The sequence below is a fragment of the Arthrobacter rhombi genome, assembly GCF_900163545.1.
Taxonomy (GTDB): Bacteria; Actinomycetota; Actinomycetes; order Actinomycetales; family Micrococcaceae; genus Arthrobacter_H; species Arthrobacter_H rhombi_A.
Genome location: NZ_FUHW01000020.1, coordinates 1 through 22,007 on the forward strand (window position 1 = coordinate 1; position 22,007 = coordinate 22,007).

General features: G+C 66.4%; 23 protein-coding genes and 1 pseudogene. 12 read left to right on the forward strand and 12 right to left on the reverse strand.

All coding sequences use genetic code 11. From position 1 onward, the window contains the following. Positions 1-56 precede the first annotated feature (56 nt). Positions 57-2,642 carry an ATP-dependent Clp protease ATP-binding subunit gene (locus FM101_RS04160; RefSeq protein WP_086995911.1) on the reverse strand — a complete coding sequence of 862 codons (2,586 nt, stop codon included), beginning with the start codon at positions 2,640-2,642 and terminating at the stop codon, positions 57-59. Positions 2,643-2,826: 184 nt separating this feature from the next. Here FM101_RS04160 and FM101_RS04165 point away from each other — a divergent pair, with 184 nt between their 5' ends. Next, the gene (locus FM101_RS04165; protein WP_086995914.1) at positions 2,827-3,207 is read left to right on the forward strand and encodes a YidH family protein; all 381 of its coding nucleotides are present in this window, start codon (positions 2,827-2,829) and stop codon (positions 3,205-3,207) included. Positions 3,208-3,215: 8 nt separating this feature from the next. Further along, positions 3,216-3,548 (forward strand): DUF202 domain-containing protein, encoded by a 333-nt coding sequence (locus tag FM101_RS04170; protein ID WP_086995917.1) that lies wholly within the window; start codon positions 3,216-3,218, stop codon positions 3,546-3,548. Here FM101_RS04170 and FM101_RS16045 read toward each other — a convergent pair. The 3 genes from FM101_RS16045 to FM101_RS04180 all read right to left on the reverse strand — a co-directional run bounded on the left by FM101_RS16045 (position 3,535) and on the right by FM101_RS04180 (position 5,911). After that, positions 3,535-4,185 carry an aldehyde dehydrogenase family protein gene (locus FM101_RS16045; protein WP_281255505.1) on the reverse strand — a complete coding sequence of 217 codons (651 nt, stop codon included), beginning with the start codon at positions 4,183-4,185 and terminating at the stop codon, positions 3,535-3,537. The two genes, FM101_RS04170 and FM101_RS16045, sit on opposite strands and share 14 nt — an antisense overlap. Further along, entirely contained in the window at positions 4,106-5,026 is a 921-nt protein-coding gene (locus tag FM101_RS16050; RefSeq protein WP_281255506.1) for an aldehyde dehydrogenase family protein, read from the reverse strand. Before FM101_RS16050 ends, FM101_RS16045 begins: the two co-directional genes overlap by 80 nt. Before the next feature lie 66 nt (positions 5,027-5,092). Then, complete coding sequence (locus tag FM101_RS04180; RefSeq protein WP_086995920.1) at positions 5,093-5,911, reverse strand: MOSC domain-containing protein; 819 nt, start codon at positions 5,909-5,911, stop codon at positions 5,093-5,095. A gap of 39 nt (positions 5,912-5,950) precedes the next feature. Here FM101_RS04180 and FM101_RS04185 point away from each other — a divergent pair, with 39 nt between their 5' ends. Then, positions 5,951-6,199 carry a hypothetical protein gene (locus FM101_RS04185; protein ID WP_086995923.1) on the forward strand — a complete coding sequence of 83 codons (249 nt, stop codon included), beginning with the start codon at positions 5,951-5,953 and terminating at the stop codon, positions 6,197-6,199. Between the two features lie 7 nt (positions 6,200-6,206). Here the strand turns inward: FM101_RS04185 and FM101_RS16175 are convergent. Both FM101_RS16175 and FM101_RS04195 read right to left on the reverse strand, forming a co-directional pair. Further along, positions 6,207-6,882, reverse strand: a pseudogene (locus FM101_RS16175) (DinB family protein). Between the two features lie 11 nt (positions 6,883-6,893). Further along, the gene (locus FM101_RS04195) at positions 6,894-7,493 is read right to left on the reverse strand and encodes a DinB family protein (protein ID WP_086995926.1); all 600 of its coding nucleotides are present in this window, start codon (positions 7,491-7,493) and stop codon (positions 6,894-6,896) included. Between the two features lie 61 nt (positions 7,494-7,554). Between FM101_RS04195 and FM101_RS04200 the strand changes: the two genes are divergently transcribed. Beyond that, a complete protein-coding gene (locus tag FM101_RS04200; RefSeq protein WP_086995929.1) occupies positions 7,555-8,520 on the forward strand; it encodes a helix-turn-helix transcriptional regulator in 966 nt (321 codons plus the stop codon). A gap of 55 nt (positions 8,521-8,575) precedes the next feature. Next, entirely contained in the window at positions 8,576-9,841 is a 1,266-nt protein-coding gene (locus tag FM101_RS04205) for a glycoside hydrolase family 3 N-terminal domain-containing protein (RefSeq protein WP_245806615.1), read from the forward strand. Here FM101_RS04205 and FM101_RS04210 read toward each other — a convergent pair. Genes FM101_RS04210 through FM101_RS04220 form a run of 3 tightly spaced genes read right to left on the reverse strand, consistent with a single transcriptional unit; the run spans position 9,825 to position 12,408 of the window. Beyond that, entirely contained in the window at positions 9,825-11,069 is a 1,245-nt protein-coding gene (locus FM101_RS04210) for an alpha-hydroxy acid oxidase (protein ID WP_086995932.1), read from the reverse strand. The two genes, FM101_RS04205 and FM101_RS04210, sit on opposite strands and share 17 nt — an antisense overlap. Positions 11,070-11,105: 36 nt before the next feature. Next, positions 11,106-12,155 carry a glucose 1-dehydrogenase gene (locus FM101_RS04215; protein ID WP_086995935.1) on the reverse strand — a complete coding sequence of 350 codons (1,050 nt, stop codon included), beginning with the start codon at positions 12,153-12,155 and terminating at the stop codon, positions 11,106-11,108. 46 nt (positions 12,156-12,201) lie between these two features. Continuing rightward, positions 12,202-12,408, reverse strand: coding sequence for a hypothetical protein (locus FM101_RS04220; protein WP_086995938.1), 207 nt, complete (start codon positions 12,406-12,408; stop codon positions 12,202-12,204). A 208-nt stretch (positions 12,409-12,616) separates the two neighbouring features. On the opposite strand from FM101_RS04220, the gene FM101_RS04225 reads away from it, so the two are divergent. Further along, entirely contained in the window at positions 12,617-13,885 is a 1,269-nt protein-coding gene (locus FM101_RS04225) for a glycerophosphodiester phosphodiesterase family protein (RefSeq protein WP_086996257.1), read from the forward strand. A gap of 109 nt (positions 13,886-13,994) precedes the next feature. Beyond that, entirely contained in the window at positions 13,995-14,546 is a 552-nt protein-coding gene (locus FM101_RS04230) for a dihydrofolate reductase family protein (protein ID WP_086995941.1), read from the forward strand. A 19-nt stretch (positions 14,547-14,565) separates the two neighbouring features. On the opposite strand, the gene FM101_RS04235 is transcribed toward FM101_RS04230, so the two are convergent. Further along, positions 14,566-15,339: a VOC family protein gene (locus FM101_RS04235; RefSeq protein WP_086995943.1), complete on the reverse strand. Its 774-nt coding sequence runs from the start codon at positions 15,337-15,339 to the stop codon at positions 14,566-14,568. A gap of 68 nt (positions 15,340-15,407) precedes the next feature. Here FM101_RS04235 and FM101_RS04240 point away from each other — a divergent pair, with 68 nt between their 5' ends. The 3 genes from FM101_RS04240 to FM101_RS04250 all read left to right on the forward strand — a co-directional run bounded on the left by FM101_RS04240 (position 15,408) and on the right by FM101_RS04250 (position 17,764). After that, a complete protein-coding gene (locus tag FM101_RS04240; RefSeq protein ID WP_143269202.1) occupies positions 15,408-16,145 on the forward strand; it encodes a CG0192-related protein in 738 nt (245 codons plus the stop codon). A gap of 46 nt (positions 16,146-16,191) precedes the next feature. Next, positions 16,192-17,274, forward strand: a complete 1,083-nt coding sequence (locus FM101_RS04245) for an NYN domain-containing protein (RefSeq protein WP_086995949.1) — start codon at positions 16,192-16,194, stop codon at positions 17,272-17,274. A gap of 289 nt (positions 17,275-17,563) precedes the next feature. Further along, the gene (locus tag FM101_RS04250; RefSeq protein ID WP_143269204.1) at positions 17,564-17,764 is read left to right on the forward strand and encodes a hypothetical protein; all 201 of its coding nucleotides are present in this window, start codon (positions 17,564-17,566) and stop codon (positions 17,762-17,764) included. Between the two features lie 6 nt (positions 17,765-17,770). Here the strand turns inward: FM101_RS04250 and FM101_RS04255 are convergent, their stop codons facing one another. Beyond that, entirely contained in the window at positions 17,771-18,862 is a 1,092-nt protein-coding gene (locus tag FM101_RS04255; RefSeq protein WP_086995955.1) for an alpha/beta hydrolase, read from the reverse strand. Positions 18,863-18,925: 63 nt separating this feature from the next. Here FM101_RS04255 and FM101_RS04260 point away from each other — a divergent pair, with 63 nt between their 5' ends. After that, positions 18,926-20,737: a gamma-glutamyltransferase family protein gene (locus FM101_RS04260; protein ID WP_086995958.1), complete on the forward strand. Its 1,812-nt coding sequence runs from the start codon at positions 18,926-18,928 to the stop codon at positions 20,735-20,737. 84 nt (positions 20,738-20,821) lie between these two features. On the opposite strand, the gene FM101_RS04265 is transcribed toward FM101_RS04260, so the two are convergent. Further along, a complete protein-coding gene (locus tag FM101_RS04265; RefSeq protein ID WP_086995961.1) occupies positions 20,822-21,247 on the reverse strand; it encodes a hypothetical protein in 426 nt (141 codons plus the stop codon). A gap of 91 nt (positions 21,248-21,338) precedes the next feature. Between FM101_RS04265 and FM101_RS04270 the strand changes: the two genes are divergently transcribed. Then, complete coding sequence (locus FM101_RS04270) at positions 21,339-22,004, forward strand: helix-turn-helix transcriptional regulator (RefSeq protein ID WP_086995964.1); 666 nt, start codon at positions 21,339-21,341, stop codon at positions 22,002-22,004. Positions 22,005-22,007: the final 3 nt, after the last annotated feature.

Here is a 22,007-nt window from a genome sequence, read left to right on the forward strand (position 1 = left end):
AGGTCTTCCCTATTTCAACTACCCCGGAGCGTTACCAACGTCCGTGGTCAATACACCTAGGCGGCCAGGGCCTCCCGGGTGGCAGAAGTGCTCACGCGTAGTTCGCCATCATCGACCGAGAGGGTGACCGTGCCGCCCTCTTGGAGCGCTTCGACAACCAACAGGTCAGCGATCGCGTCGTCCACCTCGCGCTGAATCACCCGACGGAGCGGGCGGGCACCATACTCCGGCTCGTACCCGTGCTCGGCGATCCAATCAACCGCCGCATCCTGGACGTCCAGACCAATGCCTTGGGCCTGGAGCCGGGCTTCGGTCGTGCGCAATTGGATGGACACAATCGAGCGCAGCTGCTCCTGGTCAAGTTTGCGGAACAACACGATCTCGTCGATACGGTTCAGGAACTCCGGCCGCATCGTCTCGCGCAGTCGTCCCATGACCCGATCGCGCAGTGCCTTCTCGGAACCGAAGCCGCTGGCACCCTCACCCGCTGAGGCGTTGAAGCCCAGGGCGCCGGTCTTGCTGGCCAGGAACTCGGAACCCAGGTTGGAGGTCATGATGACCACGGTGTTGCGGAAGTCCACGGTACGGCCCTGACCATCGGTGAGCCGGCCGTCGTCGAGCACTTGCAGCAGCAGGTTGAACACGTCGGGGTGGGCCTTTTCGATCTCATCGAGCAGCAGCACCGAGTAGGGGTTGCGGCGCACTTGCTCGGTCAACTGGCCGGCCTCACCGTAACCGACGTAGCCCGGAGGGGCCCCGACCAGCCGCGAGACGGTATGACGTTCACCAAATTCGCTCATATCGAAACGTAGGAGGGCGTCCTCGCGGCCAAACAACGACTCGGCCAGAGACTTGGCCAGCTCGGTCTTGCCGACACCGGTGGGCCCCAGGAACATGAAGCTGCCCACGGGGCGGGAAGCATCGCCCATGCCCGTCCGGTTACGCCGTACGGATTTGGCGATCACGCTCACCGCATCGTCCTGTCCGATGACACGGTCATGCAGTTCCTCCTCGAGCTTCGCCAACCGGGCCCGATCGCCCTCGGTCAGCCGGGTCGCGGGGATGCCGGTGGCCCGGGAGATGATCTGGGCGATCTGCTCCTCGTCCACCACGTTGGCGGCGGCGTCTTCGGAAGGTCCGCCGGATGGCGCCCCGGAGGTCAGCTCGTCGAGGTGTTCACTGAGTGCGGTGATCTCGTCGCGCAGCCACCCGGCCTCCTCGAAGCGTTCGGCACTGACGGCGTCGTTCTTGCGTTCGCGCAAGGTGTCCAGCTCGGTGCGCAGCGACTCCAGGTCAACGGCGGGGCCGCGACGCAGACTCAGCCGCGCCCCCGCCTGGTCGATCAGATCGATCGCCTTATCGGGCAGGAAACGGTCGGTAAGGTAACGCGATGAGAGGTCGACGGCGGCCCGCAGGGCACCTTCGGTATAGGTCACCTGGTGGTGTTCGGCGTAGCGGTCGACCAGCCCGGCGAGGATTTTGACGGAATCTTCCGGCGAGGGTTCGCCGACCGTGACGGGCTGGAAACGACGTTCCAGCGCCGGGTCCTTTTCCACGGTCCGGTACTCGGCCAAGGTGGTGGCGCCGATGAGTCGCAATTCCCCACGAGCCAGGCGCGGCTTGAGGATGTTTCCGGCGTCCATCCCGCCTTCGCCGGAGCCGCCGGCACCGACCACATTATGCAGCTCGTCGATGAAGACGATGTACTCACCGTCGCCGGCGGCGATTTCGTCCATGGTATTGGTCAGGCGTTCCTCGAAGTCACCCCGGTAGCGGGTGCCGGCGAGCATCCCCGGCAAATCCAGCGAGATCACGTGTTTGCCGTGCAGCTGGGCGGGGACGGAATCGGCGACGATGGCCTGGGCCAGACCCTCGACGACGGCGGTCTTCCCCACGCCGGCCTCACCGATGAGCACCGGGTTGTTCTTGGTGCGGCGCGCCAGGATCTCGATGGTCTGCTCAATCTCCTGCTGGCGTCCGATGACCGGGTCCAGCTTCTCTTCGTGGGCCAAGGTGGTCAGATCCGTACCGTAGGTATCGAGCATCGGGGTCTGCGAATCCCCCGGAGCCCCGGCCTGCGGGGTGCCGTTTTGCGTCTCCGCGGGAGCCTGCTGGGCTGCCGCCCCAACATTCTGCAGCGCTTCGGGGGTCACCCCGGAAGCGGCGAGGACCTGCCCGGCGGGGGAGTCCTGGTTCAGGACGAAGGCCACGAAGAGATGTTCGGGGTCGATGTAGGTCGAGCCGAAGGCGCGAGCCACCTGGCGGGCATCAAGGAGGGCTCGCTGGGTCGAGGCCGTCAATGCCGGGGCACCACCGGTGATCTGGTGGGAGGACTGGGGTAGACGCTGCTCCGCATTGCGGGCGATAGCCTCCACGTCGATACCTCCCGCGCGTAGCTGGGCGGCTGGTCCGTCCTGGGAGACGAGGACCCGCAACAGGTGCAGGGCGTCAACCTCGGCATGACCGTGCTCGGCCGCGAAGGCGGCTGCCTGCCCGAGGAGTTCGTGCGTGCGCCGGCTGAGTAGACGGGTGATGTCGATGGGGCGACCCGCGGCTGCGGCTCGCTGGCCCTGCAGATAGCGGGCCAAAAAGTCATCAAACGAGCCGCTTCCCGATCCTGTGGGTCCGAAGAACGCTGGCATTTTCCCTCCAAGTAACTTGAGTGTCTTACGCTCAAGTATAGACCTGAGTGTATGTCACTCAAGTTAACGTCTTGCCTTCGTGGTTATTCCCGCAGCGGTTTCCGCACGGCCGGTTGTGCAGAGACCGGTAGGATTTCCAGCGAGAGCAGCCGGTTCCGGCTGGGCTAACAGCGGGAGGAGAACGGTGGCCGAACCAGACGAACGAGGATGGCTGGCACGCAAGGCGCTACCCAGCGGCAACGAACCGGATCCGCGCTTCACGCTGGCCAATGAGCGCACGTTCCTGGCCTGGATCCGCACCTCGCTGGCCTTCCTGGCCGGCGGCATCGCCCTGGAGGCCTTCGCCTTCGACGCTTTCCCCACCGACCTGCGCAAGGCCATCTCGATCCTCGTCATCTGCCTGGGCCTGCTGATCAGCGCCGGTGCGGTGTTCCGCTGGCTGCGGATCGAGTCGAGCATGCGCAACCACCGTCCGCTGCCGTTCCCGGCGATCGTGCCGCTGCTGGGGATCGGCGGGGCGCTGGCCGCTGCGGTCATCGTCGTCGTCCTCGCGGTCTCGGGATAGGCCAGTCGATGACCATCCCCATCACGCGCGGACACCAGGACCCGGGGCTGCAGCCCGAACGCACCGTCATGTCCTGGGGCAGGACCACCCTGTCGCTGTTCGTGGTCAGCGCCGTGTTCCTGCGCTGGATGCACCACTACGGGCCGTCGATTCTGATCCTGGTGGCCGTGGGGGGCCTCGGGGCCCTATCCATCTATGCGACGCAGCGCCGCCGCTACTCCACCCGCACCCGCGGGATCGCCGAAGGCCGTCTGGAGGCCGATGTGGCCGCCATCTTCTGGACCGCCGGTGCGGTGATGGTTCTGGGGGTCCTGGCCTTGATCGTGGTTACGGCGACCTGACGGTCAACCAGATCGTCTTGAGCTGGGTGTACTGTTCCAGCGCTTCCAAACCGTTGTCACGCCCCCCGAAACCCGAGCTCCGGTAGCCGCCGAACGGGGTGGTGATATTGCCTTCGCTGTAGCCGTTAATGGCCACGGTTCCTGCCCGTACCCCGCGGGCCAGCCGGATCACCCGATCGATATCGTGGGACCAGATGGTCGCGGACAAACCGTAGGTCGTGTCGTTGGCCAGGGCCAACGCTTCGTCCTCGTCGTGAAACCCGATCACGGCGACGACGGGACCGAAGACCTCCTGGCGGGCGATCGGCATCGCGGCGGTGACCTGGTCGATGACGGTCGGGGCGATAAACCAGCCGCCGCTGTCTTCGAAGAGGGCTCGTCCTCCGGTGACGATCCGTGCCCCGGCCGCTTGGGCTTCATCGATGAACCGCAGGACCCGGGCCAACGCCTCGGCCTCGATCAGCGGGCCGAGGATCGTTTCGGGCTCTGCGGGATCCCCGACGATCCGCTGCTCGGCTTGCCGGGCCAGTTCCGCCACTAAGTCAGCCCGCAGCGATTCATGCACCAGGATGCGTGAGCCCGCCGAACAGTTCTGCCCCGAAGCCCAGAACGCCGCCTCCGCCAGATCGGCGGCCACCTGCGGCAACCTGCGGCAACCTGTCAGCATTATCTGCCAGCACGATCTGCGGTGACTTTCCCCCACATTCCAGGGTGATGTTCTTCAGGTTGCTATCGGCGGCATACCGCAGGAACTGCCGGCCCACCTCGGTGGAACCGGTGAACGTGATCATATCGACGTCCGGGTGCAGACCCAGGGCCTTCCCGGCAATGTGCCCGAGGCCCGGGGCCACGTTGAACACCCCGTCGGGGATGCCCGCCTCGGTGGCCAGTTCGGCAATCCGCAAGGTGGATAAGGACGCCAGTTCAGGGGGTTTGACCACCAGCGAGTTCCCTGCAGCCAAGGCCGGGGCCATTTTCCAGGCGAGCATGGCTGCCGGAAAATTCCAGGGCAGGACCGCCCCGACGACGCCGATGGGTTCGCGGACGATGAGCCCGAGCGCACCGGGACCGGTGGGTGCGATCTTGCCGAAGACCTTGTCGATGGCTTCGGCATACCAGCGGATGGTGCCAATGGTGTCCGGAAGGTCGAATTCATGGCAATCGGCCAGCGGCCGGCCAGCATCCAAGGATTCCAGCCCCGCCAATTCGGTGGTGGCTGCCTCGATGAGATCGGCCAGACGCAGCAGCACCTGTTGACGTTCGGCGGGCTCGGCCTCGGACCAGACCCCCGAATCGAAGGCGGTGCGGGCGCTGGACACGGCGGCATCGACATCCACGGGGCCGCACGCCGTCACCTCGGCAATCGGGCGGCCGGTGGCGGGGGAGCGGGACGTGAACGTGGCCCCGTCGGCGGCAGGGCGGAACCTGCCATCGATATAGGCCCCCGTGCGCAGGGGTCCGGTGGAGGGGTCGGTCATTTCTGCCTCCATCCGGATGGTCGACGTGCCTTGATCGTAGCCCCGTCACCCCAGCCCCGGCCATGGTTATTCCGAAACGACGGCGGTGCCTTCCGTGAGGGTTCCCGCGGTCCGCACTTGGGCGTAGACGCCCATATTCGTGTGCCCGAAGGCATCGTGGAGTAATTGCAGGACCGGCAGATCGCGCCGCGAGCTCACGGGGTCCACTTCGGTGGCCGGGCATCTGCCGATCTCCTGAAAGACCTCGAGCCGGGCACCCCCGGCCCGCAGGAAACCGCCCGGCAGCTGCCGTTCGGCCCAGGGAGGCAGACCATCGAGGTAGATATTGGCGCGGAACCGCAGGGGATTCACCTCGGTGCCGGCGATCCGGGACAGTTCCCGGACGGAGGCCAGATTGATGATCGACACGGCTTGGGCTTCCTCATCGCCCTTGGACAACAGATCGGGGAAACGCCGCCCGGGTTCGTGGGCGACAACCGGCACATCGTCCGAGGCCAGACCCAGCAATTCGGCCACCGTCGACGCCAGCCGGTCGCGGCCGGCAGGGGTGGACAGGTCGGCGTCCACCACCTTCCCGTCATCGGTCCCGGAACGGGTGAGGGTGATCGTCTGTGTGGAGGGCGAATAGTCGCTGCGCAATCCGGCCAGGGCGAAGTCGCGGGCCAAGACATGGAAATTGCGCTTGCCCAGATTCTGCGCCGTGCCCTGGGCATACTTTCCACGGGCCCGGGCGAGCGCGTAGATCCGGTCGTCGGGGAAACCCTGCCCGGGACGGAGCCCGACCTCGGTGAGCGGCTGCGGGGACAGGCCTTTGACCGGATAGTGGTAGAGGGCGGCGATGGAGGCGCCGGTACCGCCCGGCGGGGATTTCGGACTCTGCTGCACGGCTCCAGTCTAGAGGGGGTGCCTGGCTAATCTGGCCGGGTGGGTTTCCTGATCATTGCCGCACTGTTGGGCCTGCTCTACTTCTGGCTGCGCCATAAGGACCGGCGCATGCTGCGCAACGGCGTCGTCTTCGTCATCTTCCTCGCCTACGCCGTGGCCTCCGGCCGTATGGAACACGATATCCACCCCGAAACCATTGCTGATCCCCTCCGGCGGCCAGGGAGAATCTGCGCTTCTCCCGCGAGGTCCAGAATGCGGCAGGGCGCCCCGGACCGTTGCTGGTGGTGACCAATAACTACCATGTGCTGCGGGCAGCCCTGTTGGCCCGCAAAGACGACGTCGATGCCCAGGTGGTCGTTTCCCCGGGGGCCCGGCCGGCCGGCGGAGTCCAGGGCTTCAGCCATTCCGTTTCCTTCCAGCCGTCCGCGGCGGCCATCAACTCGAACCAGGTGGCCCCATCGATGGTTTCGCGGATGATGTCCGCATGCCCGCAGTGCCGGGCGATCTCCTCGATCAGGTGCCCCAGGACCCAGCGGATGGACCAGGCATCGATATCGCGGGGGGAACCACGGGGCGTTGCGGGGCACAGGGACCGCTGCGTCAAGGTCGACGGCCTGCACGATCCGCGTCGTTTCGTGCTCCTGGGCCTCCAGTTCCGCGAGCAGTGCGTGCAGGGTTTCGGCGTCGGTCACCGTGTACTGGTCCGCGTAGCGCGCGACGGCCTCGCCGAAGGGGACGGCGTCCCCGGCCGGCGGGTGGGGCGCAGCGGCGACCCTGCTCATCCAGCTGGCCTCGCAGGTGTTCACGTGTTTGATCAGCGCCCCGATGGATAAGGCCGAGGCGCTCGGTGTGGAACGGGACTGGGCCTCGGTCAGCCCGTGGGTGATGGTGCGCAGGTTCGTGCGCTGCTGGTCCAAGAAGGCGAGCAGCAGGGACTTTTCGTCGGCGACGGGGCCGGGCATGGCGGGCATGGTCTCTCCTTTTAGTGGTGACGCGGCAGATAGAGGTCGCGCAGTAGGGCGATCTCGGCACCGTGGTGAATGATTTCGCGGTGGATGTGTAGGACCAGATCGGCCATCGGCGCCTGCGCGAAGGGGCCCTCGGACTCCCCGCAGGGGCCTTCGAGCCCGCTCTCGTCCAGTGAGGCGACGCCGGCCATCCAGCGAGAGTAGGCGGCGTCGAGCTGTTCCAGGGCTTCGGCGGCGGTACCGGCATAGGCGTGTGTTTGATAGCTGCATGCGGGGCCGGCGAAGTGATCGGCATTGCGTTGTCCCAGAACCCCCACGATCACATGGGACAGCCGCCAGGCGATGGAGGTGAAGGGTGCCGGTTCGGGCATCGGGAAGGCGAAGTCGATGGCGAAGTCCCCCGAACCGGCGGTGACGGCGCCTGCGTAGGCGGGGCCAGCTTCGCCGCGGGGCCTGACGGTCCAGCAATCGGCCACGGGTTCGCTGAGATACTCCTGATCGGTGAGCCCCTCCAAACGTGGACGGAGCTGGTTCTCCCAATGCCATCTCAGTTGTTCCCTGAGGCGCCGGTTCCACTCTGTTGGTGCTGTTCTGTCTTCCGTTTGCGTGGTCATCTCATCAGTGTGCTGCAGCTATAGGACTGTTTCTGTCCGCTATAGGTGGGAGGCTGGGGTCATGAGCGAAACCCTCGAACGCGTGCTGCGCCTGCTCGGTCTGCTGCAGTCGCGCCCGGTCTGGACCGGTACCGAGCTGGCCGCTGAACTGGCGGTGACCACGCGGTCGGTGCGGCGTGACGTCGAACGCCTACGTGGCCTCGGCTACCCGGTACGGGCCACCCAGGGAGTCGGCGGCGGCTACCAGCTCGGTGCCGGGAGAGACCTGCCACCGCTATTGCTCGACGATGGGGAGGCTGTGGCCGTCGCTGTGAGTCTGCGGGTGGCTGCCGGGGGATCGATCGCCGGGGTGGGGGAGCCGGCGTTGCGGGCCCTCTCGAAGCTGGACCAGATGCTTCCCTCCCGGTTGCGTGGTTCGGTCGAAGCGGTGGCGGGGGCCACGGTATCCCTCGATGGCACCCGTGGAGGCGAGGGGCCGGTGCCCATCGCTTTGCTGCTGGAGTTGGCCCATGCGATCCGCACCCCCGAGCAGGCCAGCTTCAGCTACCGGAAAGCGGGCGTCGAAGGGCCCGGGGTTCAGCGACGCGTGGAACCCTACCGTCTGGTGTCCGCCGGCCGACGTTGGTATCTCATGGCCTTCGACCTGGACCGTGATGATTGGCGGACCTTCAGATTGGACCGCATCGCTGCGGTGCACCGCACGGGCTGGCGGTTCATTCGCCGCAGTGCCCCGGACGCCGCCCAGTTCGTCCAGCGGGCGATCTCACAGAACCCCTACGCCCATATCGTCCGCTTCAGAATCGCCGCCCCCGCGGCAGCCGTGCGCGCCTCGATCCCGCCGAATGTGGCCGGCGTGGAACCCGATGGCGAAGACGCCTGCCTCCTGACCGCGGGTGGCAACTCGTTGGAACTGATCGCCGTCCACGTCGCCCTGCTTGGCTTCGAGGCCACGGTGCTGGAACCGACAGGACTTAAAGCTGCGCTGGGGGAACTCGGGGACCGGCTGAATCGCCTGGCTGGTGGCTGATGGGCCCCCCACTACACTGGAGCGTCAGGTCTGCCTGCGAACCCGCCGAAAGGGCATGATGAAAAAACATTTGAGGAACGTGGCCACCGCCGCGTTGATCTGCGCCGCCCTTCCGCTGGCCGCCTGCACGACGCCGGAACCAGGGCCCGCCTCCAGCGGGTCCGCTGGTGCCAGCTCGAAAGGAACCGGTTCTCCGGAATCGACGCAGGCCCCGGGCTCGGAGGGATCCGCGCAGTCCTCAGCGGGTTCGGCATCGCCGTCGTCCGCTGCCCCAACGCCCGCGGCAGAAACCGCGGCGCAGAAACGCCTCGACACCCTGAGCCTGGAACAACGCGTGGGACAGGTCCTCATGATGGGGGTCCCCGCCGCGGGGGCCACCGCCACGGACCTGGGCATCGTGCAGAAGAACCATGTGGGCAACGTCTTCCTCAAGGGCCGCAGCGCCGTCGGACTGCAGGGAACCGCCGCCGCAGTGCAGAAGATCGAGGCCACCGTCACGCAGAAGACCACCGGCGGTGTGGGACAGTTCATCTCCACCGACCAGGAAGGCGGCAAGGTCCAGGTCCTGAAGGGTCCCGGCTATTCCAGCATCCCCGCCGGTCTCACCCAAGGCTCCTGGGATCCGAAGACCCTGGAACGCCGGGCCACCGGCTGGGGCAAGGAACTGGCGGAATCAGGTATCAACGTCAACCTCGCGCCGGTCGCCGATACCGTGCCGGCCTCCATCGGTGCGGCCAACGCACCGATCGGTGCGTTCGGCAGGGAATACGGGAAGACCCCGGGCAGTGCGCAGGCCGGATCCTCGGCCTTTGCTGCGGGCATGGTCTCTGCAGGGGTCAGCCCGGTGATGAAGCATTACCCCGGGTTGGGGCGGGTCAGCCAGAACACCGACGTGTCCCATGGGGTCACCGACACGGTGACGACCCGCGACGACGAAACCCTTGAACCCTTCCAAGCAGGGATCGACGACGGGGCGGACTTCATCATGCTCTCCAGCGCCTACTACTCCCGGATCGATGCGAAGAACCCGGCAGCCTTCTCCGATACCGTCATCAACGGGATGCTGCGCGAGGACCAGGGATTCGACGGGATCGTCATTTCCGACGATATGTGCGATGCCACTCAGTTCCGTGACTGGAAATATGCCACCCGGGCCAAGAAGTTCTTCGACGCAGGAGGCACCATGATGCTCTGCGTGAACCAGGACGCCATCGGACCCATCACCGCTGGGCTCGTCGCCGAGGCGAAGGCGGACCCGGGGTTCAAGGCCAAAATCGACGCGGCAGCCTTACTCGTCCTGAAGGTCAAGGACGGGCTATAGGCCTGGCCTGCGGGCCACGCCAGTGCATCCGTGCATGCTGCGGGCCCAGTTCGGCCACCGAGGAAACACCCAGCAACGTGGTGACCACCCGCAGCTCCTCGGCCAGGATATCCAGCGCCCGTTGCACCCCGGCCCGGCCACCGGCCATCAGCCCATACATATAGGCACGACCGATCAGGGTGAAGTCGGCACCGGCGCAGAGTGCGGCGGCGATATCCCCGCCGGACATGATGCCCGAATCGAGGATGAGTTCGATATCGGGGCCCACGGCGTCGCGGACCTCGCGCAGCGCCTGCAGGCTCGCCGGGGCGCGGTCAAGCTGACGACCACCATGGTTGGAGACCACCAGGCCGTCGGCGCCGGATTCCAACGCCTTGCGGGCATCTTCGGCGGTGAGCACCCCCTTGACGAAGAGTTGGCCCGGCCACACCGAACGCAACCACCTGAGGTCCTGCAGCGACAGGGTCGGGTCGAACATCGAGTTGATCAGCTCGGGCAGTGAATGCGAGGTGCCGCTGAGCGAGGCGAACTTCAACGAGTCGGTGGTCAGGAAGTTGAACCACCACTCGGGACGGTAGGAGGCGTCGAGGACCGTCTTGAGGTTCAACTTCGGAGGGATGGTCATGCCGTTGCGGACATCGCGCAGGCGTTGACCGGCAATGGCGGTGTCCACGGTGACCATCAGGGTGTCATAGCCGGCGGCTGCTGCCCGATTGACCAGATCGAGCGATGCCTCGTGGTCGTTCCAGAGGTAGAGCTGGAACCAGCGCCGGGCTGCCGGTTGGAAGGCGGCGACCTCCTCGATGGACCGCGTGCCCATCGTCGAGAGGGTGTAGGGGATGCCGGTGTCGACGGCGGCGCCGACCCCTGCTTCCTCGCCTTCGGAGTTCATGAAACGGGTGAAGCCCGTCGGGGCGATCCCCACCGGCAGCGCGGACCGGGCCCCGGCAATCGTCGTGGACAGATCGACTGTGGGGTGTCCGCCGAGGATGCCCGGGAGGAACTCCACCTCGGAGAAGGCCTGCCGGTTGCGGCGGAGCGTCTCCTCGTTTCCGGCACCGCCGTCCACGTAGTCAAAAGCGGGTTTGGGGGTCCGCCGCCGGGCAATCCGGCGCAGGTCCCACAGGTCGGCCGCCTTGGCCAGTCGGTTGGCCCGGAAGTCCAGGCTCGGGCGTTCGAACTGCAGGAGCGGGCGCAGCTCGGAGAGCTGAGGGAAATTGCGTTGCATGGGTCCCTTCGGGGCCGGGCCGAATGTTCTCTACGGTCAAGATGTGGCGATGTCGATGACGACCTTCACGTCGCCGTCGCGGTGTGTGAAGGCCTCGGCATAGTCTTCCATGGGGTGGCGTCGGCTGATGAGCCGCCCCAACCATGAGGGGTCTGCCTTCGCCAGGGCTTCGGCACCTTGCTCGTAGTGTCGACGGTTGGCGTTGACGGAACCGAAGACGACGTCGTTTTCCAACACCGCAGTGCGGTTCATCGTCCCGACGTCCAGCGTCGTCTTGCCTCCCGGGCTCGAAACCCCCGTCAGGCAGACGATGGCGTTCTTGCCGTTATTGGCGATCGCGTCCACGATCACCGGCGCCACCCCGGTGCATTCGATGATGATGTCCGGTTCGAGGCCGGAATCCGGCAAGGAGTCGGTGTGGAAATGGGCCCCTAGATCGGCCACCAGTTGCGGTTTCGGCCCGTCGGTGACGACATCGTAAACGTGGACCTCGTAGCCGCGTTGCACCCCCAAGAGTGCGGCGAGCAAACCGACCGGTCCGGCACCGGTGATCGCCACGACCCGCGGGTCGAAGAACGCGCGGGTCCCGATCCGTTCGATCTGTTCCCAGGCCTTGGCCACGATGGTCGTCGGTTCCAGCAGGACACCGACGTCGGCCAGGGAGGTATCGAGTTTAACCAGATGGCCCGGATCCTCACGCCACTGTTCGCGGCCGAAACCATCCAGGGAAGCGATGCCATGCTCGGTGTACTTCCCATTCAGGCACATATCCCATTCACCGGCGGCACACGCACCGCAGGGGACCGGGTCGGGCCGGCGGACAATGCCGACCACCAGATCTCCAGCGGAGAATCCCGACTCCTGGGGTGCCTGGCTGACTCGCCCAAGATTCTCATGCCCGATCACCAGCACGTCCCGGCCCTCCGGGGCGGTGCCGTACTCGGCGTTGATGATCTCCCGGTCCGTTCCGCACAGCCCGATGGCCAGGGCATCGACCAGGACGCTGCCTTCAGATGGTTCGGGGGGCCCCACCTCCTGCAGGGTCAGCGAATCCTTGCTTCCCGGCGTGACGGTGAGGGCCTTCATGAACACTCCTTGGGTGGGTGGCGCGGGGCGGTGGTGGCGGGGCTGGTTAGCCGCTGAGGGGCATCCGCGGGATATTTGGTTTGCCGTCGCTTCCGGCCCCATACGCCTTCAGGGCGATCTTGGTGGCCAGCTCCTCGTTGATCCGATATTTATAGATCGGTGGAACCGGTACCTGATCCGCTGCGGCCAGGGCTGCATGTGCTGCGGGCGCAACGATCTTCTCGTGGATCCGATGCCTTCTGAACAGGCTCATGATGACCTCCTCGTCAACCCGGCAGATGCTGCTGGTTCTTTCAGGATACGCCGAATATCCCCGGAAACCAGAGGATCGACGGATCCCCTTCGCCGCGATTGCCGGGACCTTCATACCCGGTTCACCACCCGTTGATTCAGCCGTCGTCCGGGGTGGGCAGCATGGACGTGGAGCACCCGCACCCCGAGCGCCGAAGGAACCGAATCGCATGGCATTTCGCCGCACGTCCACTCCGAAACCCTGCCGACCGCTGACAGTTCTTATCCTCCTCGTCGCCGTTCTGGTGATCCCCACCGCAGTAGTCCCTGCCGCCGCCGCCCCGGCACCTGCCGTGGCACCGGAGGCCATGAAAGCAAAGCCGCCGTCCGCTGACCCGCTGCTGATCGGACACCGTGGAGCTGCCGGGGTGGCACCGGAAAACACGGTGGCCGCGTTCAGGGCAGGAAGGGCAGCCGGCGTCGATTTCATCGAAACGGATGTCCAGCTCAGTGCCGATGGGGTGCCGTTCCTCTTCCATGACAACACCCCGGCACGGACGACCAACGTCGAGGAGGTTTTTCCCGGCCGGGAGAAGGACCCGATTACTTCCTTCAGCTGGGCAGAGCTGCAACGTCTGGACGCCGGTTCCTCCTTCGATCGCCGGTTCGCCGGGGCACGGATCCCCCATCTGGATGACATTGCCCGCACCGCGAACCGCAGAACGGGGGTGTACCTGGAGATCAAGTCCCCGCAGAACTCCCCCGGAATCGAGAACGTCGTGGCCACGAAGCTGGCCGAGGACCCCGCCTGGAGGCGGCTGGTGAACGCCGGGAAGGTGAACGTGCTGGGATTCGATGCTTCCTCCAATCGCCGGTTCGCTGCCCTGGCACCACGTATTCCGCTGCAGCAGCTGGTCGGCTCCGTGCCAACGGAACGGACCCTGGCCGATTGGTCGACCTTCGCCGATTCGGTGGGCACCAACTACCGCACGCTGACCTCCGAAGGGGTCGGCAAAGTCCACGCAGCGGGACTCGGCCTCGGGGTCTACACGGCGAACTCACCTGAGGCCATCGATGCCGCCGTCGATCTGGGAGTGGATATGGTCACCGGGGACTTCCCCCAGCAAAGCGTGCGATTACAGGCCGGCAGGAATCCATTCCCCCGGGCTCGTGGCCTGGAGATCGCCGAGATGGTCAATAACCCGCCCGGCAACGACATCGAATTCGGTGCCGGAGAACATGTGGTGGTCCGCAACGTCGCTGACCACACGATCGACGCCACCGGGCTGGTGCTGCGTGACGCGGCGAACAACACCCTGACGGTCGGTGCCGGCTACCGGATCCCTCCCGGCGGAGAGCTGCGCGTCCATACGGGCCCCGGGAACAATACCGCCACCGCCTACTTCAACGGCGGCACGTCAGCGATCCTGAATAACGACGGCGACTCGGTGGCCCTCTGGGATCAGCGGGGACGACTGCACGACGTTTTTGCCAACTGAACACCATGAGGGCGGGCGACCGCCCGTACATGACCTCTTGACGACCGCCGGTGGGCGGCAGATGATCGAGCAGGTACGTCGGACAGCAGGATCTGATGACGGAGGCAGCATGCGCGAGGTCAAGGTGGGACTGTTCCAATCGGTCGACGGGGTGGTCGAAGCGCCCAACCTCTGGCAGTTCGACAGCTTCGACGAGGAGCTTGGTGCCGGGATGACCTCCATGATGGAACAGTCGGACACCGTTCTGCTGGGGCGGCGCAGCTACCAGGAGTGGGCCGGGTACTGGCCGAATGCGGGGAAGGACGACCCATTCGCCGCCTTCATCAATCCCGTCGAGAAGTTCGTGGCCTCCCGCACGCTCACCGGGGAGCTCGCCTGGCAGAACTCGACGTTGATCCAGCGCCCCTTGGAGGACTTCGTCCGCGAACTACGCCAATCCGACGGCGGGGACGTTTCGGTCTGCGGCAGCATTTCGGTGGTACGCCAACTCTTGTTCGCCGGCCTGTTGGACTCCCTGCTGTTGATGGTCCACCCGGTGATCGCCGGAGCCGGGAAGCACCTGTTCGAACCCAGCGACCCGGTGACCCGGTTGGTGCTGCAAGATTCCCAGCAAACCAGCAAGGGCAACATGTTGCTCAGCTATGGCCGGCATAGTGACTGAGGGGCCGGGGCTGCCGGCTTCACGGTAACGGTTGTGCGATCTCGAAAAGGGCACCTGTTGGATCCGATAGGGCGGCAACCCTGCCGAAAGGGGTGTCCGAGGGCGAGTCAATCACACTGGCCCCCAGGCCCAGCGCTTCGGCGATCGTCGCCTCGGCGTCCACGACCTGAAAGTAGACCCGCCATGCTGCAGGGTGGCCCGTGGGTAGGTGGGCGGTCGCATCGAGGATCCCCGCGGTGGCCTGCGGTCCCTGACCCAGGGTCGTGTAGTGGAAGTCATCGGTTGCGGAAACGACGGTGGTCTCCCAGCCGAAAACCTGGCGGTAAAATTCCACGGCCTGCGCATAATTGCGGGCATGAAGTTCATGCCAGTAGGGGGCGCCCGGTGCCCCGTGCAGACGAAATCCCCGGTGCTCGTCGATCTCCCAGAGGCCCACCGAAGCCCCCGCGGGATCCTTGACGAGGGCCACCCGGCCCCGCGGAATGATCTCCGTGGTTGGAGCAAGGACCCGACCGCCCAGGCTGACGGCGACGGCGAGCGTGGCCTCGATGTCTTCCACGCGCAGGTAGGTGCTCCACGTATCGGGTAAACCCGCCTCGCCGTCGTTGCCGACGGTCCCGGCGACCGGTAGCCCGTCCTTGAAGGCGGTGAAGTAGTGGCCGGCCTGTGCCGGGTCGGCGGTGTCGTAGGTCCATCCGAAAATTGCCGCATAGAACCTGCGGGCGCGCTCGGGTTGTGAAGACATCAGATCGATCCAGCAGGGGGCACCGGGGCTGGGGACGGGCATGGGCATGACGACCTCCTAGGATGGCGCGGATGGAACCGTGCGGTGAGTCTATGCTCGGGAGGCCGGTCGCGCCCATGGGTCCGGGGGTTCCCGTCCTCCGCGTCATCCCCGGCGGGGGTGGCAGACTGTTCGCCACGGGCAGGGTTCTGGCCTACGGTGAAGCCATGGCCATCCTCTACCGTGCTGAGCTCACCCCCGGAAAACAAGAAATCGTCACCGCCTGGCTTGCCCGCCAATCGTGGTCGGGAGTTGCAGCAGGCGATTCCATCGAGATGATCGGCGCCTACCGGTTCGATGACCCCGACGAAAAAATCGGCATCGAAACCCATCTGGTCCGACGCTCCGACGGCACGGTCCTGCACGTCCCGTTGACCTACCGTGATGCCGCCGTGGCTGGGGCCGAGGAGCATCTGGCCGGGGAAATGGAGCATTCGGTGCTCGGGCATCGCTGGATCTATGACGCCACCGGAGACCCGGTCTATGCTGCGGCGCTGGCTTGGACCATCGTGCGCGGGCAGGCCGGCGCTGACCAGTTCCGCGATATCGACGGAACCTTGGTGCTCCAGCCCAACACCGTCGTCGTCCACGGGTTTGGGGATCACTCGGCAACCGCCCCGGCCATCACGACGGCTGCTCCTTCCATCGCGGAAGAACCAGGGATGGGACCCGTCACCACGATCACCACCGATGGTCCTGCGCTGGCCGTCTACCGCACACCTCAGGTCGCTTCAGACGATGACGGGCACGAAGGTCAGCTCACCGGCCGCTGGGATGGGCTCGGGAACGCATTGCTCTTGGCAGCCCTCGCCTGAGCTGCCCGGCCGAGGAGCCCCAGCCGCTGCCCGTAGGATGTGGTCCATGACGACTCAGAGCGCAATCTTCGTGGATGCCGGGTTCCTCTTGGCCATCGGCGGGCAGCATACGGTGGGTACGTCGCTCCGTTCGGCCTTCCGAGTGGATTACGAACGGCTCGTCGAAGGCATTGCCGCCATTGCGCGGGAAGACAGCTCCCTGCCGGTGCTGCGCACCTATTGGTATGACGCCTCCCGCGATGGGCTCTTCACCGACCACCATAAACGCATCGGCATGGTCGACGGCGTCAAAGTACGGTTGGGCCGCATCTCCTATAGCGGCGAGCAGAAGGGCGTGGATCTGCGTCTGGCGCTGGACCTCGTGGGGCTGGCCCGCAGCGGAGCCGTCTCGGTGGTCTACCTCGTCTCCGGGGACGACGACCTGGCCGAGGCCGTCGAGGAAGCCCAGGACCTGGGGGTGCAGGTCAAACTCATCGGTTTGCGCCAACCAGAGACCCGCATCGGTCTGGCCTCGGTGGCCGAACATTTGGCCCTGTGCGTGGACGGCATCACCGAGCTTCCCGCCGAGCTGCTCCACCAGACGTTCACCCGGACGGTCACTCAGGGGTCGATGCCCGGCCCGGGAGTCCATGCCACCTCCGGGACGACGCCGGAAGGTGCGGCGGGTGCCACGATTCCGGGCCCGGAGGAAACCCTGCCGGTGACGACGGCCAGGCCCGAAGAGACCCCGGCGCGTCCGCAACGACCGGTGCCCGGCCCATCCCCGGTGCGCATCCCCACGAACACCGGGCAGCTTCCGTACGTGCCATCGGCCGGACCACAGCTGGTCCACTCCTCAAGCAAGGAAAACGCAGCCCTCGCCACTGGTGGAGCCTCCGAAGCCAGCGATAGCGCGTTATTGCGGGCCGTCGGCGAGGTTGGAGCGAGCGTGGCGGACAACTGGTTTGTGAATACCACCCAGCGCGAACTCACCGAACTGCAAGCTGACCGACCGTTACTGCCGCCCGAGATCGACCGGGTGCTGCTCAAGGATTGTGCCCAGCAGATCGGTGAATGGAAAACCGATATCCAGGTGGTGCGTCGGGCCTTGCGCGCCTCTTTCTGGGACCGGCTCGACGAACTGACCTGACCCGCCCGACGGTTAACCTTCTACTGGCCCACTAGTAGGGTCGACAGTATGAGTGAAGATGATGGCGCTCCGACGGCTGACACAACGGAGCCCCGACAGCAGACCGGGGCCTCGTGGATCAGTAGCAACCGGCCAGCAAGCATGTATGCGGCGGTGATGATGCTCATCTCCGGCGGAGTCGTCTGGTCCATGGCCGGAGCCCCCCGAGGAGGCGGCCAAAAATTGGCTGATTCTGGCGTGGATCCTGCTGACCTCCACCTTCACGGCGTTCGCACTCGCCCCGAGGCCGGTGCCCCGTCTCGTGAACTTCGCGCTGGCCGGCGCCGTAGTGGCCGTCGTCGTGTGGGTGTGGTCGCCCGGCGTGCAGGAGAGTAGCCTGGCCACGCCCTTCATTCCCCTGGCGATCGGGGCCGTGTCAATGGCTTTTTCCGGGGGCCGCTTCTGGCCCGAAGCAGCGGATCCCGAAGGGATCTCACAGCAGCACGGTTGAGGCGTCTCAGCGCCGCCCGTTGCCGGCATCGTGCACGAGTTCGCGGATACCTGCGACGAAGTTCTTCCACGCCGAACGTTGCAGGGCGGGCGGTTCCTCGACCCCGCGGATACGGGCTGCCCACAACTCATTGGTCGTGCTGTCCAGCGCGTCCTGCGCCCAACCACCCATGAGCCCATACGCCGGGGCGCGGACCGGAGCGGGGGACAGGAAGATGTCGTGGAACCCGTCCTGGATCCGCCGGATGGTGACATCGCTTCCCAGCGAGGAAGCCCGTTCGGCCACGACGTCGACATTCAGGGCGACATCGGCGGTGGTGGCCTCGACGGACCAGCGTGGCTGCAGATAGCTTCGGGAGGAGAGCATCACCAGGACCGGAATCTCCAGGTCCAGCCCGCGGGCGACGGTGGCCTGTCCTTCAAAGACGGCGTTGAGGAAGGAGCGGGTCAGCCGGAATCCGCGTTCGGGTCGCCAGGCCAGGTCGTAGTCCCATTCGCCGTCGAACCGGCTCGAGACGGCCCGGGTGTAGATGCCCGGGTCGATGGTCGGCAGCGAGGCCGCCGGGCGTAGCCAGGACCCGGCATGCATCAGCGGGGCCATCATCGCCCGGCCGATATCCCGCCCCTGGAACTCCAGCCACGGGGAGTTCAGGACCAGGGCGTCGACCTGCTGCGGATGGCGGGCGGCCCACAGTGTGGCCGTCAGACCACCGGTGGAATGCCCCATCAACAACAAGGGGGTCGTGGACGCCGAATCGCGGCCCATGGCGGCCAGTGCCGCGGTGATCTCCTCGTCGTACTCGTCGAGTCTGGTGATGAATCCCGGAGTCGATCCCGGGCGGAGGCTGCGCCCGTAGTGGCGCAGGTCGACGGCGAAGAAGCGTGCCCCGGCACGATGCCAGAACTCCGCGAGCTCACGTTGGAAGAAATAGTCGGACCAGCCGTGGAGATATAAAACGTCGACCCCCGCCAGTTCCGGGACATTCCAATCCTGGATGCCGCCGTCGTACCTGACCAGGGTGGCCACCTCGCCCGATGGCAGGTCCAGGGTGAGCTGCTCAAACCCCGTGCCCAACACATCGGGAACCCACGTCGTCATGTTCGCAGCCTACAACGCTTCGATGCCGCCCTCCTGCCGCGGCAGGGAACCTAGAGTAGGGGTGTGACCTACACCGCACCGGAATCCTTCACCACCCGCCCGACCCTCCACGGCAGCTTCGGCATGAGCGCCGCGACGCACTGGCTGGCGGCGGCCTGCGCCCAATCGGTCCTCGAACGCGGCGGCAATGCCTTCGACGCCGCGGTGGCCGCCGGCTTCGTGCTCCACGTCGTTGAACCGCATTTGAACGGCCCCGGCGGCGATATGACCGCCGTCTTCGCCACCGCCGAACGGCCGGATGAGCCAGTGGTCCTGATGGGCCAGGGGCCGGCGCCGGCGGCGGCCACCGTGGAACGCTATCGGGGACAGGGCCTGGACATGGTGCCCGGGGCCGGGGCCTTGGCGGCAGCGGTTCCCGGTGCGGTGGATGCCTGGCTGTTGCTGCTGCGCGACCACGGGAGCTGGAACCTGGCCGACGTGCTGGCCTATGCCATCGACTATGCCCGGGGCGGGCACCGGATCCTGCCGCGGGTCCGCGACACCATCGCCACGGTCGCCGATCTGTTCTCCCAGCAGTGGCCCAGTTCGGCCGAGCGCTGGCTACCTAACGGAAAACTGCTCGCCGAAGGGTCGCTGCTGTATAACCCGACCTACGCGTCGCTGCTCGAAGGTCTGGGGCGGGAAGCGGCGGCCGGGGCGGACCGGGCCGCGGGCATCGATGCGGCCCGCGAGTTATGGGCGCGCACCGTCGGGGCGGAGGCCGAGGCCTTCCTCTCGACCCCACACCGGCATTCCTCGGGAACCGACCATGCAGCGGTGATGACGGCCGCCGACGTCACCGGCTTCAGGGCCAGCTTCGAACCGGCGGCCACCGTCATCTTCCGCGGGCACACCATCGCCAAGACCGGCCCCTGGGGCCAAGGGCCGGCACTGCTGCTGGCCCTGGCCATCCTCGAGGGGTACGACGACGAATACCTGGACCCGTCCACCGAACTCGGCGCGCACACCATCCTGGAGGCCCTGAAGCTGGCGATGGCGGACCGGGAAGCCTATTTCGGGGACGCCGATGTCCCGCTGGAGTACCTGCTGGGTGCCGGATATGCAGCCGAGCGGCGCAATTTGATCACCGAACGGGCGAGCCATGATTTCCGGCCCGGGGCCGTCCCGGGCCGCCAGCCATTCGTCCCCGAACTGCGCACCGAGGAGCCGTCCCCGGCCCGGGCCGACGGCGCCAAGACCGGTTTCGCCGGGGTCGGGGAACCGACGGTCCGTCCCAGCGGGGAAACCCGCGGGGACACCTGTCATCTGGATGTGGTGGACCGGTGGGGGAACATGGTCTCGGCCACGCCCTCGGGTGGGTGGCTGCAATCCTCGCCGACCATCCCGGCGCTGGGGTTCTGCCTGGGCACCCGGTTACAGATGACGTGGCTCCAGCAGGGGTCCCCCTCCACGCTCACCCCGGGGAAGCGACCGCGCACCACGTTGACCCCCACGCTGGTGCTGAAGGGCGGCCAGCCCGTGGCGGCAGTGGGCTCGCCGGGAGGGGATCAGCAGGACCAATGGCAGCTGCTCTACCTGCTGCGCACCATCGTCGGCGGGTATACCCCGCAGCAGGCCATCGACGCCCCGGCACTGCACACCACCTCGATCCCCGGCTCCTTCTGGCCGCGGACCTGGGCTCCTGGTGGGGCCGTGGTGGAGGATCGTCTGGGCGAGGCGGTCATCGCCGGGCTTGAAGCCCGTGGCCATCGGGTGACCCGGGCCGGCGACTGGGCGCTGGGGCGGCTGTCCGCCGTCGTCCGGGATCCGGCGACCGGTCAACTTTCGGCGGCGGCGAATCCCCGCGGGGCGCAGGGCTACGCCGCGGGACGCTGACCTTCCCGTTCAGGTCGCTCCCTTTCCCGGACGGCGATCAGCGCGGTTCCCGCCGTGGAGCCGGGTCCCGCGCCGGTGTGGACGCTACGCCTTCTGCGGAGGTGTCACGGCCTCGCTGCTGGCCAGCCGGTTCAGTGCCAAGGCTGCCACCAGAAGGCCGAAGTCCCGCAGCCCCACATCGAAGAACTCGGGGAGCAGGAGGAGGTTCACGATGATGCCGGCGAGCCAGGCGACGATGACCAGCGAACCGATGCGTGGCCGCAGCGCGTCCAGAATGCCTGCGGCGATCTCCACGATGCCGACCCCGTACATGAAGACCTCCGGGCTGACCGGGACGATGTCGGTGGCGATCGGGGCCAGGTAATGCGTCCAATCGGTGAGCACGTTGGTGAACTTGTCGATACCGAAGATGATCGGCGCGATGGTGAAGATGGTCCGCAGCAGGAGGAAGGCCTGATGCGTGGCACGGCTTTGTTGCCGGGTGCCCTCCGGAGCGAGATGGGTGGTCATGACGGGAACCTTTCTAAAGTAGAGATAACTCACATTAGAGCCGTAGGTACTCTAAATCAATACTTATTCGTTTTAGAAGTAGACTGATGTCATGAGACCCGTATCGCGCCATCGTTCCCTGCAGGACATCGCCACCGTCGCGGACCCCTTAAGGGCTTCGATTTACGAGTTGGTGTCCCGCAGCCGGGAATCCGTGGGGCGCGACGAGGTCGCCCGGGAACTGGGCCTGGCCCGCCATGCTGCGGCCTTCCAGCTGGATCGCCTCGCCGAACAAGGGCTGCTCACGGTGGAGTTTCGTCGGTTGAATGGGGCCACGGGCCCCGGTTCCGGCAGACCCTCCAAGGTCTACCGCGCGACCCGGACCGAGGTCTCCGCCAGCGTCCCGCAGCGCGAATACACCGTCGCCGCGGACATCATGGCCGAAGCCATCGACGCCTCCCGTCTCGACGGTAGGTCGATGGACGAGCATCTACCCGAAGCTGCCCGCGAGGCGGGGCGCCGGCTGGCGGCCGGCCAAGCGGATGTCCAGGCTTTCCTTGCCACGAACGGCTACCGGCCCGAAGATCGCCAGGACGGCACCACGGATCTGACCAACTGCCCGTTTCATTCCCTGGCCAACCGTCATACCGACACGGTGTGCGGGATCAACCAGGAGCTGATCTGCGGGGCATTGGAGACGCTGGGCTCGGAGCGGCACACCGAGCGGGTCGAACCCAGCGCGCCCTGCGGATGCTGCGTCAGGTTGGCCGCGGAGTAGCTG

Bases quoted from the DNA above. Each gene is read 5' to 3' on its own strand.
- FM101_RS04255 (WP_086995955.1), bottom strand. From the start codon at position 18,862: ATGACGACGTGGGTTCCCGATGTGTTGGGCACGGGGTTTGAGCAGCTC.
- FM101_RS04205 (WP_245806615.1), top strand. From the start codon at position 8,576: ATGATGAAAAAACATTTGAGGAACGTGGCCACCGCCGCGTTGATCTGC.
- FM101_RS16050 (WP_281255506.1), bottom strand. From the start codon at position 5,026: ATGACCGACCCCTCCACCGGACCCCTGCGCACGGGGGCCTATATCGAT.
- FM101_RS04195 (WP_086995926.1), bottom strand. From the start codon at position 7,493: ATGACCACGCAAACGGAAGACAGAACAGCACCAACAGAGTGGAACCGG.
- FM101_RS04170 (WP_086995917.1), top strand. From the start codon at position 3,216: ATGACCATCCCCATCACGCGCGGACACCAGGACCCGGGGCTGCAGCCC.
- FM101_RS04245 (WP_086995949.1), top strand. From the start codon at position 16,192: ATGACGACTCAGAGCGCAATCTTCGTGGATGCCGGGTTCCTCTTGGCC.
- FM101_RS04225 (WP_086996257.1), top strand. From the start codon at position 12,617: ATGGCATTTCGCCGCACGTCCACTCCGAAACCCTGCCGACCGCTGACA.
- FM101_RS04210 (WP_086995932.1), bottom strand. From the start codon at position 11,069: ATGCAACGCAATTTCCCTCAGCTCTCCGAGCTGCGCCCGCTCCTGCAG.
- FM101_RS04160 (WP_086995911.1), bottom strand. From the start codon at position 2,642: ATGCCAGCGTTCTTCGGACCCACAGGATCGGGAAGCGGCTCGTTTGAT.
- FM101_RS04230 (WP_086995941.1), top strand. From the start codon at position 13,995: ATGCGCGAGGTCAAGGTGGGACTGTTCCAATCGGTCGACGGGGTGGTC.
- FM101_RS04240 (WP_143269202.1), top strand. From the start codon at position 15,408: ATGGGTCCGGGGGTTCCCGTCCTCCGCGTCATCCCCGGCGGGGGTGGC.
- FM101_RS04270 (WP_086995964.1), top strand. From the start codon at position 21,339: ATGAGACCCGTATCGCGCCATCGTTCCCTGCAGGACATCGCCACCGTC.
- FM101_RS04265 (WP_086995961.1), bottom strand. From the start codon at position 21,247: ATGACCACCCATCTCGCTCCGGAGGGCACCCGGCAACAAAGCCGTGCC.
- FM101_RS04235 (WP_086995943.1), bottom strand. From the start codon at position 15,339: ATGCCCATGCCCGTCCCCAGCCCCGGTGCCCCCTGCTGGATCGATCTG.
- FM101_RS04215 (WP_086995935.1), bottom strand. From the start codon at position 12,155: ATGAAGGCCCTCACCGTCACGCCGGGAAGCAAGGATTCGCTGACCCTG.
- FM101_RS04220 (WP_086995938.1), bottom strand. From the start codon at position 12,408: ATGAGCCTGTTCAGAAGGCATCGGATCCACGAGAAGATCGTTGCGCCC.
- FM101_RS04200 (WP_086995929.1), top strand. From the start codon at position 7,555: ATGAGCGAAACCCTCGAACGCGTGCTGCGCCTGCTCGGTCTGCTGCAG.